Origin of the sequence: Psychrobacter sp. TB67 (assembly GCF_000511065.1) — a bacterium.
In the GTDB taxonomy this organism is placed as follows: Bacteria; Pseudomonadota; Gammaproteobacteria; order Pseudomonadales; family Moraxellaceae; genus Psychrobacter; species Psychrobacter okhotskensis.
Genome location: NZ_AYYA01000004.1, coordinates 55,404 through 71,928, shown reverse-complemented (window position 1 = coordinate 71,928; position 16,525 = coordinate 55,404). Strand labels below are relative to the sequence as shown.

Genomic DNA, 16,525 nt, shown 5'->3' with positions numbered 1-16,525 from the left:
TCAAAAAGCCTCTGACGTTATCGTTGGAGGCTTTTTTTTGTTGCTTCGTTTAATTCGTCATTCTGATTTATTCGTTTTGCAATTCTATTTTTTGAGATTCTGTTTTTTGAAATGTGTTGCACAACTCTATTTTTAACTCTTAATAACTCTACGTGGTTTTATAAATAATGCCAACAAAGTGTTTTATTTTCTAAGGCTGTTGTTATGCTTACGACCAATCAAACTTTTCAGGGAACCCTAGCATCGGTATCATCCAGCTTCTTATTCTCCATGATGTTCTTGTTTGGGCTGTTTATGCTGCCCTTGTCAGGCACACAGGTAGCCTCATGGCGTGTGCTCATGATGCTGCTCAGTTTGGTATTATTGGTCAGTTTCACAAAGCAATGGCAGCACGTTTTTGATTATTTAAAGACTTTGAAAACCCCAAAAGAGTGGCTGTTATTTGTATTGCCAACCCCGATTTTGGGTGGGCAAATCTGGCTATTTATGTGGGCGCCGGTCAACGGCTTTGGTCTTGATATCACCTTGGGCTATTTTTTATTGCCGCTGGTGATGATAGTAGTCGGACGCTTCTTTTACCATGAGCATATGAGCGCGCTGCAGTGGGCCGCAGCGTTATTTGCCGCAATGGGTATCGGCTATGACATAGTGCAATATGGCACGATATCTTGGGTGACTTTGTTTGTATGTTTGGGCTATCCACCTTACTATCTACTGCGGCGCAAGCTTGCCGTGCCACCGATTACTGGCTTATTGTCTGACTTGACCTTACTGACGCCAGTGGTGCTCATCATGCTTTATGTCAGCGGTGGTTTTAGTATGGCTGCTCAGGAGGCTAAGTTCTGGTATTTATTGCCGCTACTGGGTGCTTTTAGTGCGCTTGCAATGTCGCTGACGATGATTGCCAGTAGTAAGTTGCCGGTCTCGTTATTTGGGGCATTGAGCTATGTAGAGCCGATGCTGTTGTTTGTATTATCCGTCACGGTATTGAGTCAAAGTCTCGATGAAGGCGGCTCGCTGTTTATGTATGGCATGATTACGCTGGCATTACTGGTCATGCTGTTAGACAGTGCTATGGGCTATGTGACCCGTAAGCGTGACAATCATTTGCATGGTTACCGAGAGCCGCAAGTGGTCAGCTTTCCACCGCGCCGCCGTTTGATAGAGCGCCGTATCGATGGGGTGCTACAGGCGCATCGCTTCCGCAAAATTCGTCGTTACCAACATAAGATGAATAAGCTTAAGCAAAAAATTGAGCAGCTAGACTCGATGTAAGTATGTATGATATAAAAATCAGTGAAGTGGGCGGTTGTTATGAGCATCTTTATGTCGATAATTGGCTTAACTGAATCACACGTTTGATAGACTAGTCTTACAGTTGTATTGCTTATCCAGAATGACTTTGACATAATGCTGCTCATTATATAAGCACGATAAAGTTATCGTAGCTCTTAGCAACAAAAGCCTCCGACGTTCGCGTCTGGGGCTTTTGTTTTTTTTCAAAATTGCCAAGGAAGTGCGCCAATCTGTACAGGCTGTCGTTAATTATGCTCACTACGAATCAAACGTCGCAAGGCGCTATCGCTGCGGTGGCGGCAAATTTTTTATACTCGTTGTTATTTTTGTTTGGTCTGTTGATGCAACCATTGTCAGGTACGCAGGTGGCGTCATGGCGCGTGCTGATGATGCTACTAAGTCTGCTATTGTTAATCAGTGTCTTAAAGCAATGGCAACATATTTTTGACTATTTAAAGACCTTAAAAACCCCAAAAGAGTGGTTTTTGTTTGTATTGCCAACCCCGATTTTGGGCGCGCAAATTTGGATATTTATGTGGGCGCCCGTCAATGATTTGGGTCTTGAGGTGACGCTAGGTTATTTCTTATACCCGCTTATCATGATTATGGTGGGTCGGTTTTTTTATAATGAAGACATGAGTGTGTTGCAGTGGCTAGCGACTTCATGCGCAGGCGCTGGTATCGCTTATGATGTTTTCCAGTATGGCACCATATCTTGGGCGACGTTATTTGTCTGCTTGGGTTATCCGCCTTATTATCTATTACGTCGTAAATTAGCGGTACCGCCGATTACTGGCTTGGTCTCTGATCTGATCTTGCTGTCACCCGTTGTCATTATTGCTCTGTATATGAGCGGTGGGTTTGAAGTAGCCTTTGATACCAGTAAGCTGTGGTATTTCTTACCGTTATTAGGGATTATCAGCGCCGCAGCCATGTCGCTGACCATGGTCGCCAGTCAAAAATTGCCGGTCTCTTTGTTTGGCACTTTATGCTACCTTGAGCCGATATTTTTATTCGTATTTTCTACTACTATTTTGCATCAAAGCGTGGATGAGGGCGGCTCCTTATTTATGTACGGTATGATTTTTGCCGCCTTGATGATTATGATTGTCGATAGTGCCTTGGGGTATTGGGGACGTAAACGTGATGACCGTCTGCATGGCTACAATGAGCCACAAGTGGGCAGCTTTCCGCCGCGCCGTCGCCTAAAAAATCGCCGTATCAAAGGGGTGTTGGCCGCGCACCGTTTTCGCAAAATCAGAAAGTATCAGCAAAAAATAGACAAAATGAATCGAAAAATAGACGTACTGCACGCCAAATAAGCAGGGGTCGTCGTAAACCCCAAAGTTGACTTGATAGACACTGTTTTTCGTAACCGCTCTACACAGTTGTGGTGTCAAAGCCGAGTTAAGTGCGCTATTATCAATAGCAGTATTATCACGCTCGACCTAATTTGGCACATGATATATAAAGATACATGATATCTAAAATAGTATAGCGCATTTACAATTACCAATTACTAGGATGGTTTATGTTACACCTTCATCATTTAGCAAACTCACGCTCGTTTCGTATCTTATGGTTACTAGAGGAGCTCAAAGCCGATTATCAACTGACGTGCTACGAGCGCAATAAAGCTTATCGTGCGCCTGATAGCTTAAAAGAAGTGCATCCACTCGGTCATGCACCGATATTGGAAGTTGACGGTCGCCCGCTGATTGAGTCAGGGTTTATCATCGAGTATCTGCTCAAGCATTATGATAAAGCGCATCAATTCAAGCCTGCGGATGATAATGAAGCCGCATGGGAAGCTTATACATTTTGGTTACACTTCGCTGAAGCATCAGTTATGCCGCCGCTGGTCATGCGCTTAGTATTCACCAAAGTGGTTGAGCAATCGCCGATGCTGATTAAGCCGGTTAGCAAAAGCATCAGAACCCAAGTCGAAAAAAGCATGATCACCAATAGCTTAAATAAGATACTCGACATGATGGAGCAGCATCTACAAGACAATCATTGGTTTGCCGGTGAAGACTTTAGCGCCGCTGACATTCAGATGCATCTAGCAGTCGTAGGTGCCAATGCTGGCCCAGGATTGGATAAGAGTAAATATACCAACATCTTAAATTGGCTCAAGCATTGTGAAGAACGTGATGCCTTTAAGCGCGCAGAAGAAAAGGGTGGTCGTCTGACGTTTTAATTGCCAGCGTTTATACTTCTATAAATGCTTGATTTGATATTTTGCCCAAAGGTTTTGTTTATTCGTAAACAAAACCTTTTTAGGATACAGTAATGACTGACTTGAATAAATCTGATAACAAAAATATCGATGCCAATACCGATGGCAATGCTAACCCATCGCTTGCTCGTCAAGAAATCAACCGCCAGCAGGTGTCGATAAAAGCCTGGTCACAAAAACTGCTGGTCGTTTTGTTGTGTGTAGCGAGCTTTTATGGTGGTTGGAAATCCTACGAGTCCAACATGGTTAATGAATGCAGTGCTAATGGCGGACAGATGGTAGCAGGCGACCGAACCATGATGTGCCAATTGTCATAAGCCGTATCATTTATTAATAATTTTGTACTATGAGTGCTAAATCATGCTCAAACTGACTTTTTTAGGTACCTCAGCAGGAGTGCCAACCAAACAGCGCAATGTCACGGCGCTGGCAATTGAGTGCCTGAATCCTTATCTATCTGGCGCTAGCCCGCAGCCTAACAAATCGCGTCCTTGGGTTTTGATTGATTGCGGTGAAGGCACGCAGCAACAATTGCTGCAGACCAAGCTCTCCTTACATCAATTAACCGCCATTTGTATTACCCATGTGCATGGCGACCATTGCTATGGTTTGCCAGGATTGCTGGCGAGCGCGGCTATGTCTGGACGCCACGAACCACTAATGCTTATTGCACCAAAAGCCATCGCCAAACTCCTCGATGCCATTACTTTGACGACCGAGCTATACTTTCCCTTTGCCATCAACTTTATGGCGATAGAAGATGTATTATCAAAAGACAGTGAAGATGAGGGCAAGGTCAGTTTCAGTTTCGGCAGCCAGCATCAGCTTGATATTGATATCACCCCGCTATCACATCGTGTCGCCTCATACGGCTTTGGTATCACGCAAAACATCAGTCAGCGCACGCTTAATACGGACAAGTTGACCGCAGACGGCATTCCAGCAAGTGCACTGTGGGGCAAACTGCAGCAAGGTACAGATGTCATGACCGAAGATGGTCGCCAGCTTCGTTCAGCAGATTATGTCGATAATGCGGTGAAGCGTACACGGGTGGTAGTAGCAGGGGACAATGGTACGCCAGCTTGTCTCAGCGCTGCGCTGGTCGATACTGATTTGTTGGTGCATGAAGCCACTTATACTCAAGAAGTCTTAACCAAGATTCAAACCAAAAATCCAGACTTTGATCCTATGCATAGTAGTGCGCAATTGGTGGGCAAGTTTGCCCAAGATGTCGGACTTAAGAATCTAATTTTGACCCATTTTAGCGCGCGTTATCAAAGCTTTGATAACCCAAATAGCAATACGGCAAACATGGGACATATTCGCTTAGATGCGCAACGTGCGTATCAAGGTAATCTATGGCTGGCAGCGGATTTCGCTCAATATACAGTCGATGGTGCTGCTGATTTGGCAAGCAGTCAAGAGGATAACAGCGTGCAGTATCTAGGCTCTGCACGCGATAATGAAACGTGATTTATAGCTTGTTATTTGCCAGATTATTAGTCGTCAATTGAATCTACGATAGCCAATTGCGTTTTTCCGCTCCAATAGCGACTGAATTGATAAGCGACCCGTCCCGAGCGCCCACCACGTTCCGATGCCCAGCGCAAGGCATCGGCCCTGATAGTATCAGGCAGATTTTCACCTGCCAAATCAAGGGCAGTATCAGTATCATCAAGACTGGCTGAAATTTTCTGTTGCTCTAAATTCAGATAATGCTGAACAATATGTAAATAAGTCGTCTGATCCATGGGATGAAAGGTCAATGATAAGCCAAATCGATCCGATAACGACACGGTTTCATCAATCGTTTCATAGGGATTGACTTCATCTGTCTGCCCGTTATAAATGTCAAGATTGTCTTTCATCATCTGCGGTAGGAGACGACGGCGATTACTGGTGGCATAGACCAGCAGTTTGTCTTGCTCAGAGTCGAGCGCGCCATCAAGCACACTTTTTAGCGCCCGATAACTCTCGTCTTGACCGTTAAATGCCAAGTCGTCACAGTACACCACATAGCGACAACTACAATCTGCGGGCAGCTCATTGATCGCTGCACGAATCTTGTCTAGCACTTGTAGGTCATCCCGAGCAATCTCAATAATGCGCAAGCCTTCGCTATGATAAGCTTGTAGCAATGCGCGAATCAGTGATGATTTACCCGCACCGCGTGTACCCGTCATCAGCACATGATTGGCGGGATAACCTTTTAAGAACTGGCGCGTGTTTTGTACCAATTTTGCCTTTTGCGTATCGATACCATGCAAGTCGTCCAAGCTCAAAAACAGATTGACTGCCAACGGCTTTAAATGTCCGGTGCGGCCACCAACCCAGCGATAAGCGAGCTGAGCAGGATCAATCTCGATAGCTGGCGTGACTTGCTCTTGCAGATATTGACTGAGCAGCGCTAACAAAGGCGCGGGCAGGGCGTAATGAGCAGACGGATCAGAGGCTTCAGATGAAGGAAAAGGCTGAGATGTATTGGCTGATTGCGGCATAATGACTCTAACGGTTAAAGGTGCGTTTACATTAGGAATAGCGGTTTGATAAAGGTATCACCATATCATGAGAAACTGGTCAGATGAAAAAAATACTATGGAAAATAGTGCCAGTAATCTGTCGAATATACAAGCGTTGCAAGCGCACGCTCAGCAAGTATTGCCACTAATTACTCAAGCGTTGTCAGCAAAGCATTATCGTGAAATAGTGCATCAGCGTATTAGTAGCCAGCAAAGTAAGGGTAGCGAGACGGACTATCAAGGCTTAACGCGCGCTCAGCATTCAGAGTTTGGTAGGGTGATGATTAAATGGCAGTTAAATGAGGGTTCTGATCAAAATTTCGCTGATTTAAATCATGAAGCTAAGGTTTTGACATCTTTAGCTTCTTTAACAAAAAATAATCTGACCGCTATTGCTCCGCCCATCCTAGCCTATGACAACTCAACCATTCCCGCATTAAACCACTCTCAGCAGCTAACGATAATTGTCATGCCTTATTATCTCAATGCTAGCTTAGCAATGCGGATCAATGCTAATAATCATTCGTTATTGACCGTTCAACAAAAGCATCATTTTATCGTGCAGTCTGCTCATCTCATCACTAATTTACATAACGTTGGCTGGCTACATAATGATATTAAACCCAGTAATATTCTGCTAGATGGTCTGTTGCCAAATAGTGCGGATAATAGCAGGGTAATGCCTGATTTGTTATTGACAGATTTTGCCTTAGCGCAGCGTTTTCATGCCGCCAAAAAGTTACATCATCTTGCAGGCACATCAGCGTATCTCGCACCTGAGCGTTGGCAGGGGCAGGGCGCAACGGTGCAAAGCGATATTTATGCGTTTGGCATAATGCTGTATGAGATATTAATGGGCGAGCGACCGTTTAAGATAAATACTCAAAGTAGCGATGTATTAAACGAGTGGGCGACACAACATTGTCAACAACCGATTCCAAGACTGCCACTAGAGTATAGTTATTATCAATGTATTGTTGATAGAGCATTGGCGAAGCGGGTGGAGAAAAGGTATCAGATTATGGATGAGATGTTGGAGGGTTTAGAGCGTTTGTGATAATAAATGCCATATTTCAGACACAAAAAAACCTGCTAAAAAGCAGGTTTTGATATTTGGTCTAAGATGTACTATCCGAAAATGGTGGGGCTGGAGAGACTCGAACTCTCACACCTTGCGGCGCCAGAACCTAAATCTGGTGCGTCTACCAATTCCGCCACAGCCCCATTTTCGTTACTCTATCATTATTGGCGTTTAAATTCAAACACAACATAGATAGTTAACTGATTCGGTAGTGCGTCTCAGTGGTTGGCTATTATATAGAGTTTGAATGGTTTGACAAGCCCTTTTCGCAATTATTTTTAATTATTTAACGATTATTTTTGCTTGCTATGATAAATAACTGATTTTACTAAATTTTTAATTTAATGATTTTGCATTTTTATTACTCTTTGGTCTGTGTGTCTGCTGCTGACATATCAAGTTGCTGTAATTTGCGAGTCAGCGTATTACGTCCCCAGCCGAGTAAGTTGGCAGCCGCTATCTTTTTACCACCGCTGTGATTGAGTGCCGCTGTGAGCAACACTCGTTCAAATTCAGGCGTTGCCGTTTGCAAGATGTCAGTTTCGCCTGTTTGCAGTGCGTGCTGAGCCCACTCTGCTAGTGCTTGCTGCCAGCTTGGGTTTTTAGCACCATTCTGAGTTTGATTGCTCTGAATAGAGTTGTCTTGAATAAAGTTATTTTGATGACGGCTATGCAGGCTAGCACTGTGTTGCTGATGATTGTTTTGAGCAAATTCAGACGAGGACAACGTTTGTTGTGTCTGCAGCTCTGTGTTCGCTGGCATCCCTTCAAGCAGCTCTGGCGGTAAGTCATCAATCATGACCGTATCACCAGTCGCCATGACCGTCAGCCATAAGCAGACGTTTTCAAGTTGGCGGACATTGCCGCGCCAGTCGAAGGCTTGCATAATCTGTAGCGCGGCAGGTTGTAGCTGCTTGGATGCGGTATTCATTTGCTCAGCCGCGCGTTGCATAAAATAACGGGTTAAGGCAGGAATGTCTTCGCGGCGCGTCCGTAGCGGTGGCAGCGGTAGGCGAATGACGTTGAGGCGATAAAACAAATCTTCACGGAATCGGCCTTGTTTGACCAGCTCTTCCAAGTTTTGATGGGTGGCGGCAATGATGCGCACGTTCACTTTGACTGGCTGCTGTCCGCCCACACGGAAAAACTCTCCGTTGGCCAATACCCGTAGCAGCCGCGTTTGGGTGCTAAACGGCATGTCGCCGATTTCATCCAAAAATAATGTACCGCCATCCGCTTGCTCAAAACGACCTTGCCGCGTCGTCGTGGCCCCAGTGAACGCGCCTTTTTCGTGACCGAATAATTCCGACTCAATCAAATCGTGTGGAATAGCCGCCATATTTAGGGCGATAAAAGGCTGCTGGCTACGCGGTGAATGCTGATGTAAAGCACTAGCGACCAGCTCTTTCCCTGTGCCTGATTCACCAGTAATCAAAACGGTAATAGGTGAGTGCGCCAATCTGCCAATGGCACGAAACACTGTTTGCATCGCTTGTGATTGACCGATGATACCGCTGGGGTTGTCATTGGCTGGTGTCTCAGCTTTAATCTCAGCCTTATTTTTAGCGGTCTTATTGGTTTTGTCTGTCGTGTTAACTTTGCGTGCAGATTTGGTTTGCGGCTTTGCGTCAGTATTGGGCTTGAAATGAATATCAGACTTTGCTTGAGTAGCATCGGCTGTCTCAGTGGCTCTGTTAGTCACAGACGCGGTTGCGTGAGTGGCTATCGGCATATTCGGTTGAAAATTAATCGCTTTATAAATCGTAGCGACGGCATCATCTAAGTCAAAGGGCTTAGGCAGATATTCAAATGCCCCTGTCTGGTAGCTATTGATGGCAGAGCTCAGGTCTGAATGCGCGGTCATGATGACAATTGGTAGCGTAGGAAAGTGGTCGTGCACCCAATCGCTAAAAGACAAGCCGTCCATCATTGGCATTCGGATATCGGTCAATATCACATCCGGTAGCTGAGTGGCTGACTCGCGCTGTTGCAAGATATCATTGAGGCGTGTCCATGCTGCTTGTGCTTGGGTAAAGCTGACAACCGTCAATCCAGCGTCTTCAAAAGTATCTGCCAACACCAAGCGCAGCGCTGAATCATCATCGATGAGCCATAAGGTCGCAGGGTTTTCAGCAGGCGCGTTATTGACCGTTACTTTTATGGTCTGACTGTTAAGTGCTTGGCTATCAGATATTTGGTTGTCAGAGATTTTATCATTCGAGCCTTGATTGTCACTGTTAGCTTTGAAGTTGTCGTTATATGCAGTCATGTATCAGGCCTAATGAGCAAGTGATTCAGGGTTGTTGTTTGATAGATTCAGTCGTATTTACGCATCGGTTGCGGGCTGATTAAAAGGCAAGTACAGCGTAAAGCGTGTCTGACTGTTATTGTCATTATAACTGGGATTATAGTTTGCATTGGCGCCTTGTGTTTGATTCGAGCTGACGTCAATCATACCATGATGACAGCTGATGATATCTTGCACAATCGATAGGCCAAGACCAGTACCGGCGGCACGGCTGGTCACCATCGGGAAAAATATCTGTCCAATCAGCGCAGGATCTATCCCTGAGCCATTATCGGTAATGCTGACTTGCAACGCTTGTTTGTGCTGTTGGCTGCCAATCGTATGCTGAAAAGCAATGCGCGTTTGAATATGCAGTTTTGGTTGATACTTGGCCTCAATATCAAGATGACTATGCAAAGTATCTAAGGGCAATTGATGAGCGGCGGCTGGCGCGCTTTGTTGCAGAGCTTGCTCAAGCTCAGTCATCGATTCACAGGCATTATTAATGAGGTTTAAAAACACTTGAATCAATTGATCTCTATCAGCGCATAGCTCGGGCAACGACAAATCATAGTCGCGCTGTAGCAGCACTTGCGGATATTGATTAACGACCAAAGACAAGACATGCTCTAACGGCTCATGAATATTCAGCATTTGCCAATTTGGCAGCTGATTAGAGCCAAGAAATTGACCGATAAGATGGGTCAATCGATCGGTCTCTGAGATGATAATGTCGGTATAGCTGCGGAGCTTCTGCGCTGTCTTTTGCAACTGCTTATCGCTATTCGAAGCTGAGTTTGTGCCAGAGCTTATGTCGCTAATAACAGCAGACAGAGGATGATGTAAAGTAGTCGCTTCGCTGAACTTGATAAATTGTCGCTGTAATAACTGCGCCGCGCCGCGAATACCTGCCAATGGATTTTTGATTTCATGGGCAACCGAACGCAGCATATGACGGGCAACGTTGTATTGTTGCTGCTGACGTTGCTCTTCTGAGATGCGACTCTGGCGGTCTTTACCCCACATCTCGATAATAAAATAAGGTTGCTGCTCATAGATGACAGGCGTCACGCTATAATCGATTGAGAGTGGTAAATTGCCATTGAGTGGGGTATTGATGATGTGATCGTGGTCGATAAAGGGCTGTTGATATTGCTTTGCCTGATGAAATCGCTCGGTCAAGGCGCAGTGATTGTCTGGCTTGTCACGGTCGGTGTTATTATTGTCGTTATCCAGAGTCAGAGCCGTGCGCTCATCCCTCTTTAATTTTTCGGACGCAAGCAGAGTCAATATAGATTGATTGAGCAAGCGTCCACTACTAATAGCCAGTAGTTGCTCAGCTTGGGCATTTAGCCACGTAATGACCAGCTCATCACTGACCCACAAGATAGCGGTGAATAAATGCTGAGATATAAATGCTAAGTTCGGGGTTGGTTTTTTGGTGGTTAAATCAGCTGTCATGACTAAAGCCTAGAATAAAGAGGTGCTAGATTTAATATTTAACCATAAATCAACACACTAGAGCGGCAAAACTGGCGGTTTTTGCAAAAAAAACGTACAATGCGCACAGCCATTTTTCTCTAGCAAGGTCAGCCATGCCTAAAACTTCTACCGAGTCGCTTAATACGACTATTACCACCCCACAGCCAGCTTCCACGCCAACAGCTTCTATGTCCAAAGACACTGCCACTATTTTTAATCCTGCCAAGCCGCCAGCAACGCCTGCGCAAAGCTCAACGGATAGTAGTGAACCTTACCACCATAAAGCCAATCACAATCAAAACCGTAGCATTGAACAAAGCAGCAATGTGGTTTCATCGACATCAAATAAAACAACAGCAGCGACTGCTAATGCACCCGTTAGCACAGCACCAAAGATTGGCTTTGTGTCACTGGGTTGTCCAAAAGCCTTGGTGGATAGTGAGCGCATCATCACAGAACTTAGCCGTGATGGTTATCAGGTTGCCAGTGATTATGAAGGCGCAGACTTGGTCGTGGTCAATACTTGCGGCTTTATTGAATCTGCAGTGCAAGAGTCACTGGACGCCATCGGTGAAGCGATTAGCAAAAACGGCAAGGTGATCGTTACTGGTTGCTTGGGTAAAGAGGCGGACAAAATCCGCGCCATGCACCCAGCCGTGCTAGCCGTGACCGGTGCGCATGCGTATGATGAAGTGATTACGGCAGTGGCGCAGCATGTACCCAAGCCGAACCGCAGTTTGGACGCAAACTATGATCCAAAGATAAATTTAATCAATGAAGCGGGTATCAAATTAACCCCAAGTCATTATGCTTATCTAAAAATATCGGAAGGTTGTAACCATCGTTGTACCTTCTGCATCATTCCAAGCTTGCGCGGAGATTTGGTCTCGCGTCCGATTGATAATGTCATGAATGAAGCCATGGCACTGAAAAATGCTGGCGTGAAAGAGTTGCTGATTATCTCGCAAGATACCTCTGCTTATGGGCTGGATTTGAAGTATAAGACTAGCTTTTGGAACGGTATGCCGCTTAAGTCGAAGTTTTATGACTTATGCCAAGCATTGAACGATTTGGGTATTTGGGTACGTCTGCATTATGTCTATCCGTATCCGCACGTCGATAAAGTCGTTGAACTCATGGGCGAGAAGAAGCTGCTGCCTTATTTGGATATTCCTTTTCAACATGCCAGCCATCGCATCCTAAAGGCAATGAAGCGTCCGGCGCACAGCGAAAACACCTTGGCGCGTATCAAAGCGTGGCGTGAGATTTGTCCAGATATCGTCATTCGTTCGACCTTTGTCGTTGGCTTCCCTGGTGAGACGGAAGAAGATTTCCAGTGCCTGCTTGATTGGTTGGTCGAGGCTCGCCTTGATCGCGTGGGTGCCTTTACCTATTCAGAAGTCGAAGGCGCAGTCGCCAATGATTTGCCAGACCACGTCCCTGAAGCCGTCAAGCAAGAACGCTATGAGCGTTTCATGGCGCTACAGCAAGACATCTCAGCACAGAAGCTACAAGAAAAAATTGGTAAAACCTTGACGGTATTGGTCGATGAGATTGATAGCGAGGAAGGCATTGCGATTTGCCGCAGCTACGCTGACGCTCCTGAGATTGATGGTCATGTCTATGTTGACGATATCAATGCGCAAGTTAAAGTCGGCCAATTCCTAACCGTCACGATTGATGATGCGAGCGAATACGATTTATTTGCCAGTTATAAAGGTTAGATGACTGTTATTTAACTGACCGCTAAAAAGATTAGGTGACTAATATAAAAGTTAGACAACCGCTATAAAGGTTAAATGACTACGATAATAGGTGAGTGAAAATTGCCCAATGATAGGCAGTTTTTGCTACAATTAGCGCAATTTAGCCTTTTTACACACTGATCACCCAGTATGGGGCGGTAGGTAAATTGCAAGGCTAACTGTATTTGTGTTTTACCGATAATTTTAATTATAATTTAACGAAATAAGGTGACCTCATGTCTGACAAAAACCCGCGTTACTCTCGTATCTTGCTGAAACTCTCTGGTGAAGCCTTAGCCGGTAGCAAAGACATGGGTATTGATACCGAAGTGCTCGATAAGATGAGCTTGTCTATCGCGCATTTGCGAGGGCTTGGGGTGCAAGTCGGTATCGTGGTCGGTGGTGGTAACTTATATCGCGGTGCCCAGCTGCAAAAAGAAGGCTTGGTTGGCCGCGTCACTGGCGATCAAATGGGTATGCTAGCGACGGTTATGAACGGTCTAGCAATGCGTGATGCGCTTGAGCGTCGCAATATTAAAACACGCTTGATGTCAGCCTTACCTATTGGTGAAGTTACTGAAAGCTATAGCAGCCGTAATGCGATTCGCTACCTAAAAAATGGCGAAGTGTGTATCTTTGTCGCAGGTACGGGCAATCCCTTCTTTACCACTGATACGGCTGCTTGCCTGCGCGGTATTGAAATCGAAGCAGGTTTGATTTTAAAAGCCACCAAAGTAGATGGGGTTTATGATAAAGACCCAAGCTTACATGACGACGCGGTTAAGTATGATGGCCTGACCTTTGATGAAGTGTTAGAACAAAAGCTTGGCGTTATGGATTTAACTGCCATTGCCTTATGCCGTGAGCACAACGTGCCGCTACAAGTGTTCGATATGACCAAGCCTAATGCGTTATTAAATGTCATTATGGGCGAAAACGAAGGCACACGCGTTTTTCATTAATATAGCAAGCGTTGGCATGACTGCTATATGAAGTGATAATTCATATAACAGCAAACACCTTAATAATTTTTACCTTAATAAATTTTTATAACTAACAATAATGAATGATTTGTCGATAGCGATAAATAAGGATACATGATGATCAAAGAGATTAAGCAAGACGGCGAAGCGCGTATGCAAAAGACCTTGGAAGCGCTTGAGAGTACCTTTAGTAAAGTTCGTACTGGTCGCGCGCATCCAGGCATGTTGTCAGGGGTGATGGTCAGCTACTATGGTGCTCCTACACCGCTTAACCAAGTTGCTAGTGTCAACGTTGAAGACTCGCGCACGTTATTGGTACAGCCGTTCGACCGTACCATGGTACAAGCGATTGATAAAGCCATTCGTGAAGCTGATTTGGGTCTGAACCCAATGACGGCCGATGTGATTCGTGTACCGATGCCGGCATTGACCGAAGACACGCGCCGCGATATGCAAAAGCTTGCGCGCGGAGAAGCTGAGAACAGCCGTGTTTCTATCCGTAATATCCGCCGCGATATGATGAATGACATCAAAGAGCTGGCCAAAGAAAAAGAAATCTCGGAAGATGACGAGCGCCGCGCCAGTGATGATATTCAAAAAATCACTGACAAGTACATCGAAACTATCGATGGTCGCCTGAGCAAAAAAGAAAGCGATTTGATGGACGTTTAAGTACCGTCTTTGGTTTATTTTTTTTATAAAAATAAACCAAGCGCTTAAAAATTAAGTCTTTTAATGCAGACAATATCATAATAATAGACAGCTAATGGTCAATCACTATTGGCTGTCTATTGCTATATAGACTGTGATGATAAAAACACTAAGCATTACAGAGTTGTTTTAATTATTTGCCAATCGTCATTAGCCCAATTGCTAGACTGGTTTATGATAAGTTTATGAATATTTGGCATTATGCTTTTTTAATGCGATAGAGCGCGTTATGATTGTTTTACTTCAGCACATTATTCTACCTCAACAATAAGTCGTATCGCCCATGTCTACTCCCACCGTTTTGGCTCCTGCCCTCATTCCTCGCCATATCGCCATCATTATGGATGGTAATAATCGCTATGGTAAAGCCAATGCGCTCGGCAAAGGTCAAGGACATGTGGCGGGTAAAGATGTGCTAGATCCTATCGTGGAGTATTGTGTCGATGCGGGTATTGAGGTGCTAACGGTATTTGCTTTTTCTAGCGAAAACTGGCAACGCCCACCCAGTGAGGTGGCGCTATTGATGCAACTATTAACATCGACCATTCATGAGCAAATGCCGCGTATGAACGAGTACCGCATTCGCTTACGTTTCATCGGTGATCGTAGCCAGTTGAGTCATGATTTACAGACATTGATGGCAGATGCAGAAGCCGAAACGGCTCATTTTGATGCTATGACACTGGTAATTGCCATCAGTTATGGTGGTCAGTGGGACATTGCCAATGCGGCAAAACAACTGGCGCAGCAAGTAGCAGCAGGGGAGTTGCGTGCTGAAAATATCAGTAAAGAAATGCTTGGCGAATATGTGCAATTAGCGGATGCACCCGCAGTCGATATGCTGGTGCGGACGGGCGGTGAATATCGAATTTCTAACTTTTTATTATGGCAATCAGCTTATGCTGAGCTGTTCTTTACTCAAACCCTATGGCCAGACTTTGCCGCCGATGAGTTGGCAGCGATGGTTGCAGAGTTCGCTCAGCGCCAACGGCGCTTTGGCAAAACCAGCGAGCAGATAGTGACAGAGCAGCGCTAGCGTTATTCATTTATCAGTATTACATTGCTCACTGTCAAGTGGCTCATGATTAAATCAGTAGAATACTCGCTGGCATTTATTGATTCAGATAATTACTGTGTTCAAAGAATAGATGCTCAAAAATCTACCAAGCCATTAGTATTACTTGCTTGTGAAATGACAAAGCGCTTTAATTAGCCTCGATCGCGATTAGTAGGCTAATGTAGATTAGCTGCTATAATGCACTCTTTGACCAGACATTTTTCATTATTATAAGGTTCGACAAGTATGTGGCAACGAATTAAGACGGCAATTGTTCTCGTTATTATCGTTGGTATTGCAATGTTTGCGAGCCAAACTCCTATTTTGTTTGCTCCATTATTGGCCATTGGTGTGATTATCGCGGCGCATGAGTGGACCAAGCTGATGCCAAAGTGGCGCCAGCCTGCGGTGTTTGTGGTATTGGTATTGGTACTGACTTTAGTGTCGCTAATGTTTAAAGTGACTTGGCTGTTTTGGTGGGTGGCTTCACTGGCTATATGGCTGATGGCACTATCTTGGGTGCGCGTTTTCCCAACCCATACCAATTGGTATGGTAGGAAGCTAGCACTGATGGGCGCTGTGATTCTGACAGCATCGATCACTGCTATGTTTTATTTGTGGCAGCTATCAGCATGGTGGCTACTCTACGTATTCTTGCTGGTATGGTGTGCCGATAGTGGTGCTTATTTTGTTGGACGTAAGCTCGGTCGCCGCAAAATGGCACCGAATGTCTCTCCCAATAAGAGTATGGAAGGGCTGGCTGGCGGTCTTGTGACTGGTCTGCTCGTGGTTGTTGTTATTAGTGTCTTCAAACTACAATTAACTGGTGTACCGTTAATCGCATTTGTGTCGCTATCAGCCATCACTATTCTCGCCTCTGTACTCGGTGATTTGTTTGAATCAATGCTCAAGCGCCGCGCTGATGTAAAAGACTCAGGAACGATATTACCGGGGCATGGCGGGATACTTGACCGTATTGATTCGCTATTATCTGCGACGCCAATATTTGCGCTTGGCTTTTGGGCGATACAGCAGCTGGGCTTCATCGTCGTTTAAGAAACTAATGCAGGCTAATTGGTACACGTGAATGAATTGGTTTTTGCCAATAGCTCAGTCTTATTAATT

General features: G+C 45.1%; 14 protein-coding genes and 1 tRNA gene. 11 read left to right on the top strand and 4 right to left on the bottom strand.

All coding sequences use genetic code 11. The features are described from left to right. Positions 1-204 precede the first annotated feature (204 nt). From rarD (W293_RS0100310) to W293_RS0100290, 5 genes are all read left to right on the top strand, one after another. Positions 205-1,275 carry an EamA family transporter RarD gene (gene rarD, locus W293_RS0100310; RefSeq protein WP_025650542.1) on the top strand — a complete coding sequence of 357 codons (1,071 nt, stop codon included), beginning with the start codon at positions 205-207 and terminating at the stop codon, positions 1,273-1,275. Between the two features lie 272 nt (positions 1,276-1,547). Then, positions 1,548-2,618, top strand: coding sequence for an EamA family transporter RarD (gene rarD, locus W293_RS0100305; protein WP_025650541.1), 1,071 nt, complete (start codon positions 1,548-1,550; stop codon positions 2,616-2,618). Between the two features lie 209 nt (positions 2,619-2,827). Beyond that, positions 2,828-3,496 (top strand): glutathione S-transferase, encoded by a 669-nt coding sequence (locus W293_RS0100300; RefSeq protein ID WP_025650540.1) that lies wholly within the window; start codon positions 2,828-2,830, stop codon positions 3,494-3,496. A gap of 92 nt (positions 3,497-3,588) precedes the next feature. Beyond that, positions 3,589-3,852, top strand: coding sequence for a hypothetical protein (locus W293_RS0100295; protein ID WP_025650539.1), 264 nt, complete (start codon positions 3,589-3,591; stop codon positions 3,850-3,852). A gap of 43 nt (positions 3,853-3,895) precedes the next feature. After that, complete coding sequence (locus W293_RS0100290; protein WP_025650538.1) at positions 3,896-5,008, top strand: ribonuclease Z; 1,113 nt, start codon at positions 3,896-3,898, stop codon at positions 5,006-5,008. 26 nt (positions 5,009-5,034) lie between these two features. Here the strand turns inward: W293_RS0100290 and W293_RS0100285 are convergent, their stop codons facing one another. Beyond that, positions 5,035-6,033 carry an ATP-binding protein gene (locus W293_RS0100285; protein WP_227502409.1) on the bottom strand — a complete coding sequence of 333 codons (999 nt, stop codon included), beginning with the start codon at positions 6,031-6,033 and terminating at the stop codon, positions 5,035-5,037. A gap of 67 nt (positions 6,034-6,100) precedes the next feature. Here W293_RS0100285 and W293_RS0100280 point away from each other — a divergent pair, with 67 nt between their 5' ends. Beyond that, positions 6,101-7,111, top strand: a complete 1,011-nt coding sequence (locus tag W293_RS0100280) for a serine/threonine protein kinase (RefSeq protein WP_227502408.1) — start codon at positions 6,101-6,103, stop codon at positions 7,109-7,111. An 82-nt stretch (positions 7,112-7,193) separates the two neighbouring features. On the opposite strand, the gene W293_RS0100275 is transcribed toward W293_RS0100280, so the two are convergent. From W293_RS0100275 to W293_RS0100265, 3 genes are all read right to left on the bottom strand, one after another. Next, positions 7,194-7,278, bottom strand: a tRNA-Leu gene (locus W293_RS0100275). A 218-nt stretch (positions 7,279-7,496) separates the two neighbouring features. Then, positions 7,497-9,404, bottom strand: coding sequence for a sigma 54-interacting transcriptional regulator (locus tag W293_RS0100270; RefSeq protein WP_025650535.1), 1,908 nt, complete (start codon positions 9,402-9,404; stop codon positions 7,497-7,499). A gap of 57 nt (positions 9,405-9,461) precedes the next feature. Further along, entirely contained in the window at positions 9,462-10,883 is a 1,422-nt protein-coding gene (locus tag W293_RS0100265; protein WP_025650534.1) for a two-component system sensor histidine kinase NtrB, read from the bottom strand. Between the two features lie 134 nt (positions 10,884-11,017). On the opposite strand from W293_RS0100265, the gene rimO reads away from it, so the two are divergent. From rimO to W293_RS0100240, 5 genes are all read left to right on the top strand, one after another. After that, complete coding sequence (gene rimO / locus W293_RS0100260) at positions 11,018-12,628, top strand: 30S ribosomal protein S12 methylthiotransferase RimO (RefSeq protein ID WP_025650533.1); 1,611 nt, start codon at positions 11,018-11,020, stop codon at positions 12,626-12,628. Between the two features lie 257 nt (positions 12,629-12,885). Then, entirely contained in the window at positions 12,886-13,611 is a 726-nt protein-coding gene (gene pyrH, locus W293_RS0100255; RefSeq protein ID WP_010200240.1) for a UMP kinase, read from the top strand. 138 nt (positions 13,612-13,749) lie between these two features. Next, on the top strand, positions 13,750-14,304 hold the full coding sequence (frr, locus tag W293_RS0100250; protein WP_025650532.1) for a ribosome recycling factor: 555 nt from the start codon (positions 13,750-13,752) through the stop codon (positions 14,302-14,304). Positions 14,305-14,626: 322 nt separating this feature from the next. Continuing rightward, positions 14,627-15,379, top strand: coding sequence for a polyprenyl diphosphate synthase (gene uppS, locus W293_RS0100245; RefSeq protein WP_025650531.1), 753 nt, complete (start codon positions 14,627-14,629; stop codon positions 15,377-15,379). A gap of 267 nt (positions 15,380-15,646) precedes the next feature. After that, a complete protein-coding gene (locus W293_RS0100240; RefSeq protein WP_025650530.1) occupies positions 15,647-16,456 on the top strand; it encodes a phosphatidate cytidylyltransferase in 810 nt (269 codons plus the stop codon). Positions 16,457-16,525: the final 69 nt, after the last annotated feature.